This is a genomic window from Pilosibacter sp. NGB245, from assembly GCF_057397225.1.
On record NZ_CM171584.1, the window covers coordinates 3,157,956 to 3,176,675 of the forward strand.

General features: G+C 48.7%; 18 protein-coding genes and 5 tRNA genes. 3 read left to right on the top strand and 20 right to left on the bottom strand.

Features of this window, described 5'->3' with window-relative positions:
* Nucleotides 1–58: 58 nt before the first annotated feature.
* The 12 genes from atpC to ACXMYH_RS14110 form a co-directional block, all read right to left on the bottom strand.
* Entirely contained in the window at nt 59–463 is a 405-nt protein-coding gene (gene atpC, locus ACXMYH_RS14055; protein WP_015553059.1) for an ATP synthase F1 subunit epsilon, read from the bottom strand.
* An 11-nt stretch (nt 464–474) separates the two neighbouring features.
* Nucleotides 475–1,866 carry a F0F1 ATP synthase subunit beta gene (gene atpD / locus ACXMYH_RS14060; protein ID WP_021904594.1) on the bottom strand — a complete coding sequence of 464 codons (1,392 nt, stop codon included), beginning with the start codon at nt 1,864–1,866 and terminating at the stop codon, nt 475–477.
* A 162-nt stretch (nt 1,867–2,028) separates the two neighbouring features.
* A complete protein-coding gene (gene atpG, locus ACXMYH_RS14065; RefSeq protein WP_021904593.1) occupies nt 2,029–2,904 on the bottom strand; it encodes an ATP synthase F1 subunit gamma in 876 nt (291 codons plus the stop codon).
* A gap of 15 nt (nt 2,905–2,919) precedes the next feature.
* Nucleotides 2,920–4,422, bottom strand: a complete 1,503-nt coding sequence (atpA, locus tag ACXMYH_RS14070) for a F0F1 ATP synthase subunit alpha (RefSeq protein ID WP_117469052.1) — start codon at nt 4,420–4,422, stop codon at nt 2,920–2,922.
* Nucleotides 4,423–4,520: 98 nt separating this feature from the next.
* Complete coding sequence (atpH, locus tag ACXMYH_RS14075; protein ID WP_486555120.1) at nt 4,521–5,069, bottom strand: ATP synthase F1 subunit delta; 549 nt, start codon at nt 5,067–5,069, stop codon at nt 4,521–4,523.
* On the bottom strand, nt 5,057–5,572 hold the full coding sequence (atpF, locus tag ACXMYH_RS14080; protein ID WP_021904590.1) for a F0F1 ATP synthase subunit B: 516 nt from the start codon (nt 5,570–5,572) through the stop codon (nt 5,057–5,059). Before atpF ends, atpH begins: the two co-directional genes overlap by 13 nt.
* Before the next feature lie 69 nt (nt 5,573–5,641).
* Complete coding sequence (atpE, locus tag ACXMYH_RS14085) at nt 5,642–5,896, bottom strand: ATP synthase F0 subunit C (protein WP_015553054.1); 255 nt, start codon at nt 5,894–5,896, stop codon at nt 5,642–5,644.
* A 113-nt stretch (nt 5,897–6,009) separates the two neighbouring features.
* The gene (atpB, locus tag ACXMYH_RS14090; RefSeq protein ID WP_015553053.1) at nt 6,010–6,702 is read right to left on the bottom strand and encodes a F0F1 ATP synthase subunit A; all 693 of its coding nucleotides are present in this window, start codon (nt 6,700–6,702) and stop codon (nt 6,010–6,012) included.
* 89 nt (nt 6,703–6,791) lie between these two features.
* The gene (locus ACXMYH_RS14095; RefSeq protein ID WP_021904589.1) at nt 6,792–7,178 is read right to left on the bottom strand and encodes a hypothetical protein; all 387 of its coding nucleotides are present in this window, start codon (nt 7,176–7,178) and stop codon (nt 6,792–6,794) included.
* Between the two features lie 116 nt (nt 7,179–7,294).
* On the bottom strand, nt 7,295–7,603 hold the full coding sequence (locus ACXMYH_RS14100) for an AtpZ/AtpI family protein (RefSeq protein ID WP_015553051.1): 309 nt from the start codon (nt 7,601–7,603) through the stop codon (nt 7,295–7,297).
* A gap of 330 nt (nt 7,604–7,933) precedes the next feature.
* Nucleotides 7,934–8,542, bottom strand: coding sequence for a hypothetical protein (locus ACXMYH_RS14105; RefSeq protein WP_118531092.1), 609 nt, complete (start codon nt 8,540–8,542; stop codon nt 7,934–7,936).
* Nucleotides 8,543–9,263: 721 nt separating this feature from the next.
* Nucleotides 9,264–10,370 (bottom strand): M20/M25/M40 family metallo-hydrolase, encoded by a 1,107-nt coding sequence (locus ACXMYH_RS14110; RefSeq protein ID WP_486555121.1) that lies wholly within the window; start codon nt 10,368–10,370, stop codon nt 9,264–9,266.
* 464 nt (nt 10,371–10,834) lie between these two features.
* Between ACXMYH_RS14110 and ACXMYH_RS14115 the strand changes: the two genes are divergently transcribed.
* Nucleotides 10,835–12,379, top strand: a complete 1,545-nt coding sequence (locus ACXMYH_RS14115; RefSeq protein WP_486555122.1) for an AbgT family transporter — start codon at nt 10,835–10,837, stop codon at nt 12,377–12,379.
* 325 nt (nt 12,380–12,704) lie between these two features.
* On the opposite strand, the gene ACXMYH_RS14120 is transcribed toward ACXMYH_RS14115, so the two are convergent.
* Nucleotides 12,705–13,331 (bottom strand): nuclease-related domain-containing protein, encoded by a 627-nt coding sequence (locus ACXMYH_RS14120; RefSeq protein WP_329751309.1) that lies wholly within the window; start codon nt 13,329–13,331, stop codon nt 12,705–12,707.
* A gap of 382 nt (nt 13,332–13,713) precedes the next feature.
* Here ACXMYH_RS14120 and ACXMYH_RS14125 point away from each other — a divergent pair, with 382 nt between their 5' ends.
* The gene (locus tag ACXMYH_RS14125) at nt 13,714–15,252 is read left to right on the top strand and encodes an AbgT family transporter (protein ID WP_486555123.1); all 1,539 of its coding nucleotides are present in this window, start codon (nt 13,714–13,716) and stop codon (nt 15,250–15,252) included.
* Between the two features lie 214 nt (nt 15,253–15,466).
* Here ACXMYH_RS14125 and ACXMYH_RS14130 read toward each other — a convergent pair whose 3' ends face one another.
* Nucleotides 15,467–15,991: a C-GCAxxG-C-C family protein gene (locus ACXMYH_RS14130; RefSeq protein ID WP_483880000.1), complete on the bottom strand. Its 525-nt coding sequence runs from the start codon at nt 15,989–15,991 to the stop codon at nt 15,467–15,469.
* Nucleotides 15,992–16,271: 280 nt separating this feature from the next.
* Here ACXMYH_RS14130 and ACXMYH_RS14135 point away from each other — a divergent pair.
* Nucleotides 16,272–16,344, top strand: a tRNA-Gln gene (locus tag ACXMYH_RS14135).
* A 255-nt stretch (nt 16,345–16,599) separates the two neighbouring features.
* Here the strand turns inward: ACXMYH_RS14135 and ACXMYH_RS14140 are convergent.
* The 6 genes from ACXMYH_RS14140 to ACXMYH_RS14165 form a co-directional block, all read right to left on the bottom strand.
* Nucleotides 16,600–16,673, bottom strand: a tRNA-His gene (locus ACXMYH_RS14140).
* Nucleotides 16,674–16,709: 36 nt separating this feature from the next.
* A tRNA-Arg gene (locus ACXMYH_RS14145) sits at nt 16,710–16,783 on the bottom strand.
* A gap of 23 nt (nt 16,784–16,806) precedes the next feature.
* Nucleotides 16,807–16,877, bottom strand: a tRNA-Gly gene (locus ACXMYH_RS14150).
* 92 nt (nt 16,878–16,969) lie between these two features.
* Nucleotides 16,970–17,044, bottom strand: a tRNA-Pro gene (locus ACXMYH_RS14155).
* 542 nt (nt 17,045–17,586) lie between these two features.
* Nucleotides 17,587–18,111: a metallophosphoesterase family protein gene (locus ACXMYH_RS14160; protein WP_118297260.1), complete on the bottom strand. Its 525-nt coding sequence runs from the start codon at nt 18,109–18,111 to the stop codon at nt 17,587–17,589.
* A gap of 3 nt (nt 18,112–18,114) precedes the next feature.
* Complete coding sequence (locus ACXMYH_RS14165; RefSeq protein ID WP_486555124.1) at nt 18,115–18,717, bottom strand: XTP/dITP diphosphatase; 603 nt, start codon at nt 18,715–18,717, stop codon at nt 18,115–18,117.
* Nucleotides 18,718–18,720 lie beyond the last annotated feature (3 nt).

The following is an 18,720-nucleotide window of genomic DNA, read 5'->3' on the forward strand; positions in this document are numbered from 1 at the left end:
TACAAGCGTTCTTCCCGACATGCTGTTTTATTTTCCACTGCGTTTCACAGTTCTATCTTTAGTTTCCATCCACCAGCGACAATCTCACCAGCGCCCGCTTCAAAGCGGCTTCAGCGCGATCAATATCGGTCTGTGGATTCTTTTCCGCCAGACGTCTCTCTGCACGGATTCTGGCTTCATTGGCTCTCTTGCCATCGATGTTTTCCGGCCACTCGCAGGCTTCCGCGAGGATCGTTACCTTCTCCGGCAGGATCTGTAAAAATCCGGAAAGCAGCGCCGCTTTTTTCACGCCGTCTGCCCCGTGGATCTTAAGAACGCCCGGTGCAACCGCGACGACCATCGGGATATGCTTCGGATAGATTCCGGCTTCCCCGTCTGCCGTGTTGAGCTCCACCATCGAAACCTCTCCGTCGAAAAACGCCTCATCCGGCGTAACGATCTGAAGTCTCATCATTTCCGCCATGTCCACACCCCCTATTTCACGCGGGCGAGAACATCATCAATATTTCCTGCGTTGAGGAACAGATTCTCCGGAATATCGTCATGTTTGCCTTCGAGGATCTCCTTGAAGCCCTGGATCGTCTCGGAAAGCGGAACATAGCGGCCTTCCAGACCGGTAAACTGTCCAGCTACGAAGAACGGCTGGGATAAGAATCTCTGGATCTTTCTCGCACGGGATACGGTAAGCTTATCTTCCTCGGAAAGCTCATCCATACCGAGCATTGCGATAATATCCTGAAGCTCCTTATATCTCTGCAGCACTTCCTGTACGCCGCGGGCAACCTTATAATGCTCCTCACCAACAATACGCGGATCAAGGATACGGGACGTAGACTCAAGCGGATCTACAGCCGGGTAAATACCAAGCTCTACGATAGAACGGCTGAGTACGGTCGTCGCGTCCAGATGGGTAAAGGTATTTGCCGGAGCCGGGTCTGTTAAGTCATCGGCCGGAACGTAAACTGCCTGTACAGATGTGATGGAACCGTTCTTTGTGGAGGTAATCCGCTCCTGAAGGGCACCCATCTCTGTCTGTAAGGTCGGCTGGTAACCTACGGCTGACGGCATACGTCCGAGCAGCGCTGATACCTCGGAACCAGCCTGACTGAAACGGAAGATATTGTCAATGAATAACAGCACATCTTTTCCGCCTTCGTCACGGAAATACTCTGCCATGGTAAGACCGGTAAGTCCCACACGCATACGGGATCCCGGCGGTTCGTTCATCTGGCCGAACACCATGGTCGTCTTATTGATAACGCCCGAATCGGACATTTCATAGTAAAGGTCATTTCCCTCACGGGTACGCTCACCAACGCCTGTAAATACGGAATATCCGCCGTGCTCTGTCGCAATATTTCGGATCAGCTCCTGGATCAGGACGGTCTTACCTACACCGGCACCGCCGAACAGACCAATCTTTCCACCTTTCTGGTACGGGCAGAGGAGGTCAACGACCTTGATACCTGTCTCAAGGATCTCTGTCTCTGTGGACTGTTCCTCAAAGCTCGGGGCTTTGCGGTGGATCGGGAGCTTTTTCTCCGTCTTCGGAGCTTCTTTATTGTCGATCGGCTGTCCCAGAACATTGAAAATTCTTCCAAGTGTCTGCTCACCGACCGGCACCATGATCGGTCCGCCGGTCGCTACGGCATCCATGCCGCGGACAAGACCGTCGGTGGGACCGAGAGCGATGCATCTTACCGTATCATCACCGAGATGCTGGGCAACCTCAACCGTGAGGACCCCGCCATCCTTTGTGGTGATCTCAATGGCGTCATTGATCTCAGGCAGCCCGCCCTGGGGAAATTTGATATCCAGAACGGCACTGATGACCTGAGTAATTTTACCAATGTTTTTCTCTGCCATCTCACTTCTCCTTGTCTCTATCATAACTATTCAGCCACTCAGGCCAGCGGTAAAAATCTATCCCAGCACATCATGCCGACTGATTTCTGTCTCCTGTATGCTGTCTATTACCTCCAGCACCGCAAGTACGCAAGTCTGCCAAATAATTACTCATATTTCTTTTTAACCATCGATGGCATTCGCGCCCGCGATGATCTCTGTCAACTCCTGAGTGATGGATCCCTGACGCGCACGGTTGTACTGCAGCGACAGTTTTCCGATCATCTCTTCCGCGTTGTTCGTCGCCGAATCCATTGCAGTCATTCGCGCGCCGTTCTCACTGGCAACGGCCTCTAAGAATGCCCCGTAGATCAGGCTGCTCACATACTTCGGAATAATTGCATCCAGAACTTCGTCCTCGTCCGGCTCATAGTTCATAATGAGAAGATCCGGCTTTTCTTCTTTTACTTCTCCCTTTGGCCCTGCTGCCGCAAGATCCACCGGAAGAAGCTTTAAGAACGTCGGGATCTGGCTTACGGTATTTTTGAACGCCGTGTATGCCAGATAGATCTCTCCGATCTCATTCTTCTCAAACATGGCTAAAAGCTCTTTTGAGATCTGCTGCGCGTCGGAGTAAAGCGGCTCGTCGATCACATCAGAGTAATCCGCTTTGATCTCATAGCCTTTCCTTGCGAGTCCGTCGCGTCCTTTCCGTCCGATCGCGAAGATGAGGGCATCCTCTTTCGGGATCCCACTCTCCGTCACGAGACGGATGATGTTGGAGTTATATCCGCCGGCAAGTCCGCGATTGGAAGAAACGACGATAACTGCCTTTTTCTTCGAATCCCCGCTCTTTAAATAGCGGTGCCGGATCCCGGTGGATTTCTTCAGCATCTCCTGGATCGTCTGGTACATCAGATTGAAGTACAGTCTCGAATTTTCCGCCTTCGTTCTGGATTTCTGGAGTTTTACAGTGGCAACAAGTTTCATGGCTTTGGTAATCTGCTCGGTACTCTCAATACTGGATTTCCTTCGTTTAATATCTCTCATGGTTGCCATGATACATCACCTGCCTTATCTTGCTGCCTTGCACTCTTCAATAGCTTTTTTCAGCAATTCTTCAGTCTCCGGTGTCATCTGCTTCGCCTCGCGGATGCTTGCCGGAATCTCCGGATACTTTGTATCGATAAACTTAAACAGTTCTTTCTCAAAATCAAGAACCTGATTTGTCGGAATATCGAGGAGATATTTCTTCGTCGCCGCGTAGATAATGATGACCTGATACTCGACCGGCATCGGCTGATACTGCGGCTGCTTTAAAACTTCACGGATGCGTTCGCCCTGGGCAAGCTGTTCCTTTGTGCTGGCGTCAAGCTCGGAACCGAACTGGGCGAAGGAAGCGAGCTCGCGGTACTGGGCAAGCTCCACACGGATCGGGGCAGCGATCTTCTTCATCGCCTTGATCTGTGCCGCGCCACCAACTCGAGATACAGAAAGACCCGCGTTGATCGCCGGACGGAAACCGGAGTTGAACATCTCGGTCTCTAAGTAGATCTGTCCGTCTGTGATGGAGATGACGTTTGTCGGAATGTAGGCCGATACGTCACCCGCCTGCGTCTCGATAATTGGAAGTGCGGTAAGGGAACCGCCGCCAAGGTCATCGGAAAGTCTGGACGCGCGCTCCAACAGTCGGGAATGCAGATAGAAAACATCGCCCGGATATGCCTCACGTCCCGGCGGTCTCTTAAGAAGCAGGGACAGGGTACGGTACGCCGCCGCATGCTTACTTAAGTCGTCGTAAACGACAAGCACATCCTCGCCGTTCTCCATCCACTCTTCACCGATTGCGCAGCCGGAATACGGGGCAATATACTGTAACGGGGCAAGGTCGGAAGCTGTGGATACGACAAGCGTCGTGTAATCCATCGCGCCGAATTCCTCAAGAGTTTTCACGATTGTCGCAACTGTTGATGCTTTCTGTCCAATTGCAACATAAATACAGTGAACTCCCTGTCCCTTCTGGTTGATAATCGTATCGATCGCGATCGCCGTCTTACCAGTCTGACGGTCGCCGATAATAAGCTCACGCTGTCCGCGCCCGATCGGAACCATGGCATCGATCGCCTTGATACCGGTCTGAAGCGGGGTATCTACGGATTTTCTCTCGATAACACCGTGGGCAACACGCTCGATCTTTCTGAATTTATCCGTAAGGATCGGACCTTTTCCATCGATAGGCTGTCCTAAAGCATTCACGACACGTCCTGTCAGGGCATCGCCCACAGGAACCTCAACGACACGTCCTGTCGTCTTTACGGTGTCTCCCTCACTGATGCTTGAGGAATCACCGAGCAGAACCGCTCCGACGTTGTCCTCCTCAAGGTTTAACACCATGCCGTAAACCTCTCCCGGAAATTCCAGAAGTTCTCCCTGCATGGCATTCTCAAGACCGTGGATTCGTGTAATGCCGTCCGCTACCTGGATGACAGTACCCACGTCAGAGACTTCCAGCTTCGTCGAATATCTTTCGATCTGCTCTTTGATGACCGAGCTGATCTCTTCTGGTTTTAAATTCATTTGAGGTCTGCACCTTCTTTCTTTTCCATTTCATCACGTAACTGTTCAGTATTATTTCTGCTGCCGGACTGCTGTTTCCGGTCCCGGATCCGCCGGGATCACGCCAGCTGCAGCTTCATTAAGTCTCTCCGGATCTCCCCGAGTCTTGTCCTGATGCTGCTGTCCACCACGCGGTCACCGATCCTGATCACGAGTCCTCCAAGGATCGCAGGATCGACGCTATAGGTAACTTCCAGACTCACAAAAGCTGTGGTCTCCAAAAGCTTCGCCTCCGTATGGGCCTTCTGCTCCGCGGAGAGCTCCACCGCGCTTGTAACAGTTACGATACCGATCTTTTTATATTCCTTTACACGATTCACAAAATAGTCGAGGATCTTCGGGAGCTCCTTCTGCCGTCCCTTTTCGATCACGGTCTCAAGAAATCCCATCAGTTCATCGGAAACTCTTCCTTTAAAGATATTTTCCACGACCTTTAACTTCTCTTCTTTTATGATCTGCGGATGGTTCAAAAATTGTACAAGGTCTGCATTCTCCATGAGGATCGTCTGCAGTGACTGTACTTCCTCATATACGGGCGACAGCATATCCCGCTCCATGGCAGCTTCAAACAGCGCGTCGCCGTAGACCTTTGACACTAACTTTGCCATGTGCTCTCACCCATTTCCTTTAAAGTCTCCTCGATCAGGGAATCCTGGATCTTTACATCCATGGAAGCGGCAACCGCCTTCTCTGCCATCAGGGACGCAATGGAAACGATCTCCGTCTTCATGTCCTCAAGCGCTTTCTTCTTCTCCAGCTCGATCTCCCGGTTTGCCCGGTCAACGATGCGGTTTGCTTCCTCTCTCGCTTCCGCTAAGATATCAGCTTCCTGCTTTTTCGCTTTTTTCCTCGCTGCGTCGAGAATTTCCTGCGCCTCTTTGTCGATGGACTTTATTTTATCCTCATACTCTGCTTTCAGCGCGAGCGCATCTTCGCGGCTTGTCTTTGCCGTTTCCAGATCACCCGCGATCCGTTTTCTTCTTTTTTCCAGTACTTCACGCGCCGGATTAAAGAGGAAATACGACATTACAAAGAACAGGATAAAAATATTGATTCCCGTGATCACAATGTCGTTGATCCATTGAGGGTCAAAATTTATTAACCGTTCCAAGGTCTCATCTCGCCTCCTTTACAAACTTCCGCGCATAGCCGGAAGTTTTTTCCTGTTCCCATATCCGGATCAACCGAACGGCTTAACGAACATAAGGATAATGGCAACAACAAGACCATAAAGACCGGTCGTCTCGGCAACGGCCTGTCCAAGAAGCATGGTCGATGTAATATCAGATTTCGCGCCCGGGTTGCGGCCGACTGCAGATGCGCCGAAACCAGCGGCGATACCCTGTCCAACACCAGGTCCGATACCGGCGATCATCGCGATACCGGCGCCGATTGCTGAGCAAGCATGGATCAAATCCTGTCCTGTAATATTCATAGATAAAACCTCCTGTAAAAAAATTTTATAGCTGTCATTCACAGCTACAGGCAAAATCCTTTCCGATCGACTGCGTCGATGGGGTCCTGCCTTCCCTGTTCCGCCCTGCGTTCCTACAGTTTATCATTTACATAGACCATAGTCAGCATGCAGAATACGTATGTCTGGATACACCCGGAAAACAGGTCGCAATACACATGAAGTGCGGCCGGAATACCGATTTTTAATAAGACCGGCATCATTCCGTACCAGAGACCCATGATAATAACTCCGGACAGCATGTTCGCGAACAGACGAAGGGAGATCGAGATCGGATTCGCAAATTCACCGATCAGATTGATCGGGAACAGCACCGGGAGAGGTTGAAACAATCCCGTAAAGTGTCCGACACCATGATTTTTGATTCCCTGGTACTGTACGATCGCAAACGTGACCAGACCAAGAAGGAACGTAACACCAAAGTCGGCAGTCACCGTTCTCAGGCCGAACAGACCGCTCAGATTGCAGAACAAAATAAACAGAAAAATCGTTCCGATATAGTTCGCAAACCGGTTCGCTGAACTGCCAAGAATCCCTGTGGTCATATTTTCCAGCATTTCCATGCCGAATTCGATGATATTCTGGAATGTTCCAGGTACATCCGTCGCATGTTTTAATGCACGGTTCGCGGCTATCACCAGAATCAGCAGAACGATCGTAACGATCGTCATTCCGACCGTCGTCGTCGTCAGCCAGAGTTCATGACCGAAGAGATGGTATTTCACGATCCCGTGGATCATGAAATCAGCACCACTGCCACCACTCATTCTTTTTCCTCCTTTCCTTAAGACTCCTGAAAGACTGCTGTCTGTTCCACAACAGCAGCGTATAAGACTCTATCCGTCAAGCCTGAAGATCAGGCCATACGGTCGGTTCGTTTCTGAAGTACCGGATACACATAAGCTCCGGTCTTCAATCCCAGTGCGCCGAGAACGACTGCTAAAAGGTTAATCGTCGTAAATTTCCATAAAAGGCACACCAGTATTACCGCGCACAAGCTGCGGATCAGCGAATGGATCACCATCTTTTTGCTGCTGTACGCCCCATCAGCCGATTCCACACAGAGTTCCGTGGATCTCGCGATACTGATGAGCAGTACCTCCGCCGCCGCGGCTCCGATCAGCACTCCGGCGATCACCGGAACGGTTCGGAAAAAAATAAGGCAGATGAGAAGCAAGATCATATTATGGATCAGAATCCCGATGCTCATTCCCACTACCTGTCTCTTTGTCTTATCACTCACGATTGTTCCACCCTTTCAATCACCCTGCTGAGGCTGTCTTCTGTCGGACAGTTCCCTGCTGCTTCATATTCCGCTTTCGTTTACGGGTACCGTCTTCTTTGCCGTCCCTTCGGCCGTCACCGCCATCTTTTGGGACGGTCAGCACCGTCTCCGGTTCCGAAACGGCTCTCCCACTGCTTTACCTGCTCTTTCTTTTCCCTGTCTTCGTCTTCTTTCTCTCTGTCTACGATATGCTTCGCCATCTTATATGCACTCAGGCCGCCCGAGAGAACCCCCAGGATCAGAAAGATCAGAACGGTATGAAGTCCGGTCTTTTTATCGATCCAGCTTCCGAGAAGCACACAGATAAGGACCGGTGTCACAACATTGAGTCCGAGCTGGGTGATCAGCACCAGGTTTTCGAGTCCGTTTTTTTTCTGACGCATTTTCTCCCACCTCACTTACCGCGTAACGCATACCGCCATTATACTAAATATTTGCGGATTTGTCCATTTCTACGCATCGACTTTACAGATATTTCGTGAATTCTTTTGTCAATAACATGGTATATTTGGACACATATGGATAATTGTCCAAAAATCACCAGGTGTATTTCTGGATAAAAGTCAACAGGATTCATGTTTCTCCTATATTTGTATATAGGAAAAAGGGACACAGACACTTCCATGTCCCTTCATTTTTTCCTATTACTTTATTTTCTTATGTATCAGTTTCACGGACCCGTCAGATGTTTTCCCTTACAGTCCGTCTCTGTTTTAGTAGTTCATTCCGGTGATTGCGAGCTCTCCATCCGCAGTGACACCAAGAATGATGTTCGGAGCACCGTCACCGAGGACGATCCCGGCCATAACCGGCTCCAGGGAATCGACATCCACCTTTTCGATCGCAGCCTCCATCTCATCGGAGAAGATCTCTGCCGGATCCAGTTTCATAAAGTCTTCCTTCGTATCGACCATGCCTCCGTTCGTCTTCACACAGGAGACAAAGGTTGGAAAATCGATGTGGTCCGCAAGCCCCTCCATATCTTTATTCTTTACAATCGCGATGATCTCTTTTGCGTAGGACTTATAGTCTGTCTTCTCGAGCTGGGCAGCCGCCTGGCTCTGAAGCTTTGCCATCTCCTCATCAGAGATCTCTGCAACCTGCACGCCCTCAGAACTCTCGTCCGTCTCAAAAGCTCCCGGTCCTTCCGCCATCTTTGGGTCTACATTGGAGAGATCCGGTTTTGTTGTATCAACGGCGGATGTCTCCGCTGCGGAAGCCTCCACAGCCGCTGTTGTCTCCTGAGTGTTTTTTGAGCCGCATGCTGTCGCCATCACTGCTGTCACGCAGAGTGCCGCTGCTAACAATACATGTTTTTTCATAATACAATATTCCTCCTCTGATCTTATCCGGTCCATCCGGATCCGTGTCCGGCAGATTTTTACCGGGTACCCGGGCTTCCTTCTATTCATAAATGTACCTGTCTCACTGTATCAGAACTATACCACGCCCTCTTTTTCCTGACAATAAACAATTTCTAAAGAAATGGTTATTTTTTCGTTAGAAAATCTCCATTTATTTTATTTTCCTTTTAGAGTTTCTCCATACTTCCGTCACATTCTTCCTGTATACTTTGTATCATAAAAGATATCGATCAGTTAAAGACATCACGAACCGTTTTTAATACGGAAGACGAGGCGTGTAGCGCCTGATCAGGTATACATAAAAATGGGGCCGGCAGGCAAATGAAATGCGCGCACATTTATGCCGGACTCGACTAAACATAATTCTCGGATCCCTGTGATCCAGGATTGACATATATTCGATACTCATACATCCCCCTTTTTTAGTATTTGTGTGAAAAAACTCCGGTATGCCAGAACCGGAGTTTTTTCATGTCTGCAATTAAATGTCTCTTGACCCGTTCGCTCATCCCGCACGTTCACTTGCAGCATTCTGTATCTTCACACATGCGTATATCATTCAGTATTTCGTGCCTGTTGTGCAGCAGAAAGTTCATTGAGATTTTCTCCTGAGTAACAAGTGAAAAAACGGGACAGCCTTTGAATCCGGCCGCCCCGTTTTTATCATTTCTTCTTAAATTTAGTGTGTTAAAAGATCCAGTACCAGCTCTGCGCACTTGTTCAGATCATCGATCTTCAATGTTTCTCCAGTCGTATGTACCTTTGTCATACCTGTGGAGAGTACGATCGGCTTGATCCCGTGAAGTGCCATCACATTCGCGTCGCTTCCGCCGCCGCCTTTTGCGGTCACTGCCTGATATCCAAGACGTTTGCAGGACTCAAAGACTCTCTGCACGATCGGATCATCATTTTCCACGTTAAAGCTTACATAGTTTGTCTTCAACTCGATCTCAAGCTTTGCTCCCATCTCGTCGCAGGCATCCTGCAGGCACTTCTGCATATGCGCAGCCTGGGCATTTAATTTATCGAGGTTGCGGCTTCTGACTTCTGCCAAAAATTCTGCCTTCTCCGGAACGATATTGGTCGCATATTCCGCCTTCAGGGTTCCGATATTGCAGGTAGTCTCCTCATCGATTCTGAGCAGGTTCATCTTTGCGATTCCCTTCGCTGCGACCTGGATCGCACTGATTCCCTCTTCCGGTGCAAGACCCGCATGGGAAGATTTTCCAATGATCGTCGCGAAGATCTTGATCTGCCCCGGTCCACAGGTTAAGATCTTTCCAATATCACCGCTGGCGTCAAATACCATCGCTTCTTTTCCTTTAATCATGGACAGATCCATATTCTTGACACCGTTCATACCACCTTCTTCGCCGATCGTAAATAAGATCTCTGTATTGCGGCACGGAATATTCTGTTCTTTGATCACCTTGATTGCTTCCATGATCGCTGCGATTCCGGATTTGTCATCGCCCGCAAGGATCGTGGAGCCGTCTGTATGGATGATCCCGTCATCGACAAGCGGTCTGATGCCATTGCCCGGAGTCACCGTATCCATATGTGCACACATGATCGTCGGATCACCCGGGATCGTTCCCGGAAGATATGCGCATACATTAAATCCATTGGAGCCAAAACCTTCCCCGGCTTTGTCGGTCTTTACTTCCAGTCCAAGTACTTTAAGATCCTCAACCAGCTTTTCCCCCATCGCTTTTTCATTCTTTGTCTCACTGTCGATCATAACATAATCAAAGAATGTGTCGAGCAGTCTCTTCTCATTTATCATGGCATTACCCCTCCTGTTTTACATGCAAAATACCGGCATTTCGTTCTTTTGCATCACAATTTTGTGTTTTTATTCTAACATGGATCTGCTGTCTCCGCAAGAATCCACACTGCCCTGATACAGCGCTTTTCCATGCCGGCACGCTTCATATTTTCTCCGCGATTCCCCGAAGATCCATGATTTTTCCTCATCCGCTCCTTCAGCGCGCCGGAACTCACCTCTTTATTATTGTCTGAATTATCTGAATTATTTATTCTTTATTAACAATATAAACTGTAACAACTTTTTCACTAAATAAAAAAAGGTGTGGACAGATGTTTACAAAAGATATATAATCAATTCATAAAAAGTTTATATTCTTTATTCTTAACAAAGAATTAACTTTTTCTCAATCGGCGGAATTGCTGGAAATCTCCCTGTTTTTTCAGTTATTTCGTACTTTTACTATTGCAGGAGGTTTCTGTATGAGCAAAAACACCACTAGTACCACTAAGCAAACCTGGCTCGACAAGGCGTTAACAGTCGTTGAAAACGTATGCAACAAACTTCCCGACCCGGTAATCCTGTTCTGCTGGCTCTTCCTTTTCACGGCGATCATCGGTACGATCGCAACGGTAGCTGGCGTGAGCCTGATCAACCCGGCAACAAATGAAGCCGTTGTTTCCCAGAACTTCTTCTCGGTAGACGGACTCCACTGGTTCCTTGACAATATGGTAAAGAACTTTACCGGTTTCGCACCGCTCGGTCTGGTAATCTCCATGACCCTCGGCATCGGTCTCTGCGAGGAGTCCGGTCTCGTAATGTCCCTCTTAAAGAGCTGCTTAAGCGATGTTCCTCCGACACTCGTTCCGTACCTTATCGCATTTGTCGGCACGATCGGAAATATCGCTTCTGATACTGCGAACATCATCGTTCCTCCGATCGCCGCTCTTCTCTATATCGGTGCCGGAAAGCATCCGGTTGTAGGTATGATCTGCGGATATGCAGGTGCAAATGCAGGCTTCACTGCAAACCTGATGGTTGCAGGTACAGACTCCCTGCTTCAGGGTCTCACAAATGACGCAATCAAAGGTTTCCTTCCGGAGACTACCTTCCAGGTAGATGTTACCTGTAACTGGTTCTTCATGATCGCCTCCACAATCCTCTGCTCTATCGTGATCGGTGCTGTTTGTACAAAGGTTGTAGAGCCGCGTTTCGGAAAATACGAAGGTTCCTCCGATGAAAAGATCGAAAAACTGAGTGCTTCTGAGAGTAAAGGTCTCCGCTGTGCAGGAATTACAGCGATCATCTACATTATCATCCTCGTTGTTGGATTCTTTACTGGTCCGTTAGCAGGTGAGAATGGTGCCTTCGTTGGTTCTCCGCTCTTAAAAGGCCTGATCCCGATCCTGTTCGTATTCTTCTCGATCTGTGCGATCGCATTTGGTTTTGGTTCCGGTTCCTTTAAGAAATCCGGCGACATCAGTAAAGCTATGAACAAACAGATGGCAGCAATGGGCTCCTATATTTCCTTCTGTTTCTTCTGCGGACAGTTCCAGGGCTTATTCAACTGGACAAAACTCGGTACACTCCTCGCAATCGGCGGCGCTGACATTCTTCAGTCCGCAGGATTCACAGGTATCCCGTTATTTGTATGCTTCATCCTCGTTGTAACATGTGTAAACATCTTCATGTCATCCGGTTCCGCAAAATGGGCGATCTTCGCTCCGATCTTCGTTCCGATGTTCATGCTCCTCGGTTATCATCCGGGCTTTACACAGTTACTTTACAGACTCGGTGATTCCCCGACAAACGCGGTTACTCCGATGTCCCCGTATATCTGGATGGTTCTCGCAACTGCTCAGACCAAGTACATGAAGGACTTAAAGATCGGTACCCTGATTTCCAACCTTCTTCCGATCGCAGTGATCCTCGAAGTGATCTGGGTTGTCTTCTTTATCATCTGGTACCTCATCGGTCTTCCGATCGGTCCGGGTGTCGGTTCCGTTCTTCCGGCAGGAATCATGTAAATTATCCGATCCTGCAGAATTACATAACTGAATACGTTTATTTCGCCAGGGCATGTGAAGTGCCCTGGCGTTTTTTGTCTCATCTATGTCGGTCTCCGGCCACCCCGGAACACCGAATGTCCCTATGCATAAAAAGAAGGTGCCTCGGCACATTCGGCATCTCGCGCGGTCGCTTGCGACAACCTTCATCTTCGCGCGAGTTAGGCACGCAGTGCCTTTTTATTTAACAGGAAGTTCCATCGGAGTTTCCTGTTAAATAAAAAACAGGTGATCCGCTTGCCAGACCGCCTGTCTCATACCCTTTATTCTGTTTTCCGGTCCTCTCCTACTTTACAAGTCCTTTTATAATAGAAGAAACCTTATCATAGTCATACTGGACTTCTTTCACGCCGGACTGTTTTTTATACCAGCTTTTCAGTTCCTGATAAGTCGTGGAATAAGAACCATATCCGAGATACAGTTCCGGAGTCTGGTAGTTATCTGCAAAAACGACCATCGGCATAACCTTTAAATTATGGACTCCGTTTTCTTCCATGATCTTTCCGATCTCCTCCGCACCTTTCTTTAAATTAAGAAGCGGATTTTCAAATTCTTCTTTTCTTTTTGCGTCCTCTCGCCGCCACATTGCTCCGTCCGGAGTTCCGTATATCTTAATTCCCCAGCCATAAGTTCTTACAAGGTAAACGCCTCTCTTATCCATAAGGACCGCGTCAAACGTCATTTTTCCTTCCGGCAGATTTAAAGTCGCGTTCTTTAAAACCTCACCGGGCTTTCCACAGATCTTTTTCAGCCGCGCGGAGACCTTTTCTACAGCCTTTTCGTGATTCCGCTGTTTGTTCATGTGTTTCGCGATCAGCCAAAACACCATCACACCGGCCAAAATGTAGGCAAAGAACATAAAATAGTCCTGCGCCGAATGAAGTTTCCATGTCTGAAAGTTTCCACCAAACATATTTTATCCTCCCAGGTATTCAATTAACCGCACATTGGCACTTGCTGCCACTGACAGTCTTTTTTGAATCCGTCAGGCAGGATTCCTTTATTATCTGTCATCACGTTTCATGCACGATACTTTATCTTAACACGAAACCACTATAAACGCAATAATCTTCTCATATTCGCCATTTCCTGATTTGTGCATTTTTGCCAAATATTTATCATTCCATTTAGCGAAATCTCCGGCTTTTTTTCCAGTTTTCTAATTTAAAAATAAAAATTATAAACACTTTATAAAAAATATATAGCTTTTTCGAACCATTTATAGTATAATATCCATGCAAGCGGGATCTCGGGGGTTTAGATTCCGTAAATTAAGTTTACAGGAGGTTTTTCAAATGAGTGAAAACACTACCGCTAAGAAAACCGGCGTGGACAAACTGATTGATGGTATCGAAAAAGTTTGTAACAAATTGCCGCCGCCAGCGATTCTGTTCTGCTGGCTCTTCCTTATCACAGCCATCATCGGCTGCATCTTCAGTGTAATGGGCGTTGCCCTTACAAACCCGGCTTCCGGAGAGGTTGTAACATCTGCGAACCTGTTCTCCAAAGACGGCGTTGACTGGATCTTAGGCAACATGGTAAAGAACTTCACCGGTTTCGCTCCGTTAGGTCTGGTTATCACAATGACACTCGGTATCGGTCTCTGTGAGGAGTCCGGAATGCTGATCTCCATGCTGAACAGTTCCTTAAAGAACGTTCCGGCATCTATGATCCCGTATGTAATCGCATTCGTCGGTACAGTCGGAAACATCGCTTCCGATACAGCTATGGTCGTTATCCCGCCGATGGCTGCCATCGTTTACATGGGCGTTGGCAAACACCCGGTAGTTGGTATGATGGTTGGTTACGCAGGTGCTCAGGCCGGTTTCACAGCGAACCTGATGGTTGCCGGTACTGATACTCTGTTACAGGGTCTTACAAACGATGCGATCAAGGCATTCATCCCGGATACAACATTCCAGGTTGACCCGACCTGTAACTGGTTCTTCATGATCTTCTCCACCTTCCTCTGCGCAGCAGTTATCGGATTCTGTTCCGTACATATGATCGAGCCGCGTTTCGGAAAATACGAGGGTGCCGGAGAAGCAAAACTTGAAGAAGTTACTCCGCAGCAGAAGAAAGGTCTTAATGCTGCAGGTCTTACCGCGATCATCTACATCATCATCATTGCAATCGGATTCTTCACCGGTCTTCTTTCCGGCGAGAACGGTGAGTTTATCGGATCCCCGCTCTTAAAGGGCCTGATCCCGATCCTGTTCGTTCTGTTCTGTCTCTGCGGTCTTGCATACGGCTTCACTGCAGGTACATTCAAGAACGCTGTTGATGTCAACAAGGCAATGTCTAAGCAGATGGCTGCTATGGGTTCCTACGTTCTGTTCTGCTTCTTCTGTGGACAGTTCCAGGGCTTATTCAACTGGACAAAGCTTGGTACACTCCTTGCGATCGCAGGTGCTGATGGTCTCGAGGCTGCAGGTTTCACAGGCATTCCGCTCTGTGTAGCTTTCATCATCCTCTGCTCCTTCGTCAACATCTTCGTATCCTCCGGTTCCGCGAAGTGGGCTATTTTCGCTCCGATCTTCGTTCCGATGTTCATGCTCCTCGGTTACCATCCGGGCTTCACACAGTTACTTTACAGAATTGGTGATTCCCCGTTCAACTGTTGGACACCGATGTCCGCATATATCTGGATGATCTTAAGTGTTGCTCAGACAAAGTACGCTCCGGATCTCAAAATTGGTACTCTGATCTCCAACATGATTCCGATGTCCATCGTTCTTCAGATCGCATGGATCATCGTAGTTGTTATCTGGATGATGATCGGACTTCCGTTCGGACCGGGCGTAGGCGTTGCTCTTCCGGCTGGAATCCTCTAATTCAGAGTATAGCAGCTTGCAAAGCTTACTGTGTAAAATATAAAGGCAGGACGACCCGTCGCTTTTGCGGCGGGTCGTTTTTTGCTTAAAACTCACCTCCATGGCATCTTGATACCTCAGAGATGAGTTCTTTTCTTCTCAAAATCGGAAATTCAATTCTTCGCCCGAACTGCCGCTGCAAGCAGTTCACCGCAGCACGCCGAAGTTGATTTTATTATTTCTGGTTCTCTTTCAGATGTCTCTCCAGAATATCCGCTGCACAAGCTGCGAGCTCTGCACACGGGCGCTTTTTATAGTAGCTCTCCGTTCTCGCCTCCGGCACCGGATTCGTATCCGTATTAATCCCGGCCAGCAGCTCCCGGCAGATGTAGCTTCCGTTCTCGTTCTTGAACGTCGTTACAAGCTCCTGAATTTTCTTATAGTGATCCTGCTTCGCCGCTGCCGCCTTCGGGTCTGTATAGCCTTCCAGAGCCCCACAGACCAGTGCCATTCCGCTGACACAGCCACATACCTCCCGAAGTCTTCCGAGGCCGCCGCCAAACGAGGACGCCAGGCCTGCCGCCATCTCTCTGCTGATCCCCCGTGCTTCCAGCTCCTCAGCAAATGCCAGCGTCACCGCCTGGGAGCAATTGTAACCTTCCCGGAACAGTTCCCGCGCGCGGTCCCCGCGGCTTTTTTCACAGACTGTTTCATTTTTTGTTGGTTTTTCCACAATATCCATCGGCTTATTCTCTGCCATTCCTTCTACCCCTTTCGTATCTTTCCCGTTACCATAGCATATACTGTGTAACAATATTTTCCAATGCTTCGCATTCCGAATCGGCAAAATCCTTGATCGCAGCGGTATCATACGGAATTTTCAGTTCGTAAAATCCCTACTCGCGAAAAATAACTCGCTTTTCTCTTTGTCACTGTTCCGAAGAACCTTTGCTTGTATTTTTCCATGTCTTATGGTAAAATAATATCGTTATGGTTGTATCAAAGATTCAGCCGCATTCATATGACAGCGAATCATTTCCTGGGCCATCGCCAAGCGGTAAGGCACAGGACTTTGACTCCTGCATTCCACGGGTTCGAATCCCGTTGGCCCAGGAAATGATTCGCAAATCCAGTGCTTGTAATTTTTATTATAAGCACTTTTTTTATCTGTTTGCAACAGGAAATCTAACCTCTGAACGCGGTTAAAGCTCCCGGAAGTTTTTAATAGCTATCACAAACCATTCCAGAACCAACGATGGGGCAGAGTTCTTATGAACTCCGCCCCATCCATTGACATAGGACCTATTAGCACAGCAGCTTCCCCAACAAAACAAAAAAGCCCCGGGAACTGCTTCCCAGGGAAATACGGGTGGATACAGGGATTCGAACCCTGGGCCTCCAGAGCCACAATCTGGCGCGCTAACCAGCTGCGCTATACCCACCATAATATAAAATTCGAAATCGCACTTGATTTCAAATGAGCCTGAAGGGATTCGAACCCCCGACCCACGGCTTAGAAGGCCGTTGCTCTATCCAGCTGAGCTACAGACTCATTATGCTTTTTCGCAAAAGCAAAGCGGGTGATGGGAATCGAACCCACGTATCCAGCTTGGAAGGCTGGTGTTCTACCATTGAACTACACCCGCAGGAAAACTTTGTTTTATTTTCGCTGACTTGAACATTATATCTCATATCCGTTCATCTGTCAACAATTTTTTTATCTTTTTTTCGATAAAAATCGGGGTGACAGGATTCGAACCTGCGACCCCCTGGTCCCAAACCAGGTGCTCTAGCCAAGCTGAGCCACACCCCGGAATTTCTGCGAAGCATTTGAAAAGCAAAAGTTCACTAAATGCGTTTAAAATTATACCGTGAACGCGATAGATTGTCAACCATTTTTTTGAAATCTTCCAATAAAATTGCAGTCCACATTACCCTCCAAGTCAGTAAAACCTGCGGTCTCCACTGCAGCCGGCTGGGAGCTTCCGACCAAGGACCTCGATCCAGGCATCTACTTTTTCTTAACTCGCAGGTATAACTGTTTCAGCAAAGGGTGACTGTATTCTCGACACTACCAGCGGTGATCTTCCGCCCAGGAGTGCCTTGATCCGGGGATCTGGTTCCTCTTAGCTCGCGGGTGACTGCGTTGGGACGCAGAGACCGCACTGTCTGAGCGAAGCGAGTTTGCGGTATCTGTGTCCCGCCCTTAGCAGTCTCCCGGGAGCTTAGCGGAACCATCCCCGCATCCCTGAGCGCTCCTGGGCGGAAGATCACCGCGTACTCTCGCTAACACTGCGATCCAGTCAAAATCTTTCTTCGCCCTCTCGCCAACACCATATCTCAGTCACACCCCGTCTAATACAACCCCGATGGAATATCCCGATCCTGATCCACATAACAGACCGTATAATGCGCCTCCCCATTCCGGTCGATCTCCATCAGCATATACGATGGTTTTCTCCCGTCCTGTCTCGGATAAGAAAGACTTCCCGGATTCAGCACCACAAGCCCATCCTCACAGTACTCCAGATGCGGCTTGTGGGTATGGCCAAACATGACAATATCCACCTTTCTGGCTCTCGCCTCTTCCTTGATCGTCTCCAGCTCAAACGATACGCCGTACATGTGACCGTGAGTCAGAAATGCCCGGTATTTCCCGATGGAGATCTCCTTCTCCTTGTCTGTCTGGGAAAAGAAATCATTATTTCCGCGCACAACATGGATCACGCAGTTATCATTATTCACCCATTCCTTAAAATAGATCTCGCTGCCCTCGGTATCCCCCAGATGGATCAGCATATCGAACGGGGACTGTTTTTCAATAATTGCCCTGAGATTTCCATCTCTTCTGTGGGTATCGCTCACGATCAGAATTTTCATACCTTACTCTCCGATTTCTTCTGCAAGACATTTTTTCATCGCCCGAAGCGCTTTACCGCGGTGGCTGATGGCATTCTTCTCATCCATAGTGATCTCCGCCGATGTCTTCCCGTATTCCGGAAGCATCAGGATCGGATCATAGCCGAATCCGCCGGCACCAGCCGGTTCATGCGCAATCACGCCTTCCATCGTTCCCTCCGCTGTCAAGGTTCTTCCATCCGGAAGGACCGCTGCGATCACACAGACGAAGCGCGCCGTGCGCTTCTCCTCCGGGACACCGTCCAGACGATGGATCAGATTCCAGTTCTTGATCTCATAGGAAGTCTTCTCCCCCATATACCGCGCGGAGTAGACGCCCGGCTCCCCGTTTAAGGCATCGATCACAAGCCCGGAATCATCCGCGAGAACGATCCCACCGGTCTTCTCCCAAACAGCTTTTGCCTTAATTAACGCATTTGCCGCGAATGTATCTCCATCTTCCACAATATAAACATCCACGCCTGCCTCCTTCATCGACAGGATCTCCGCTCCGAGGTCCTTTAAGATCTCACGGATCTCCCGCATCTTTCCGGCATTTGATGTTGCAAAAACAATCTTATGTTCCATGTT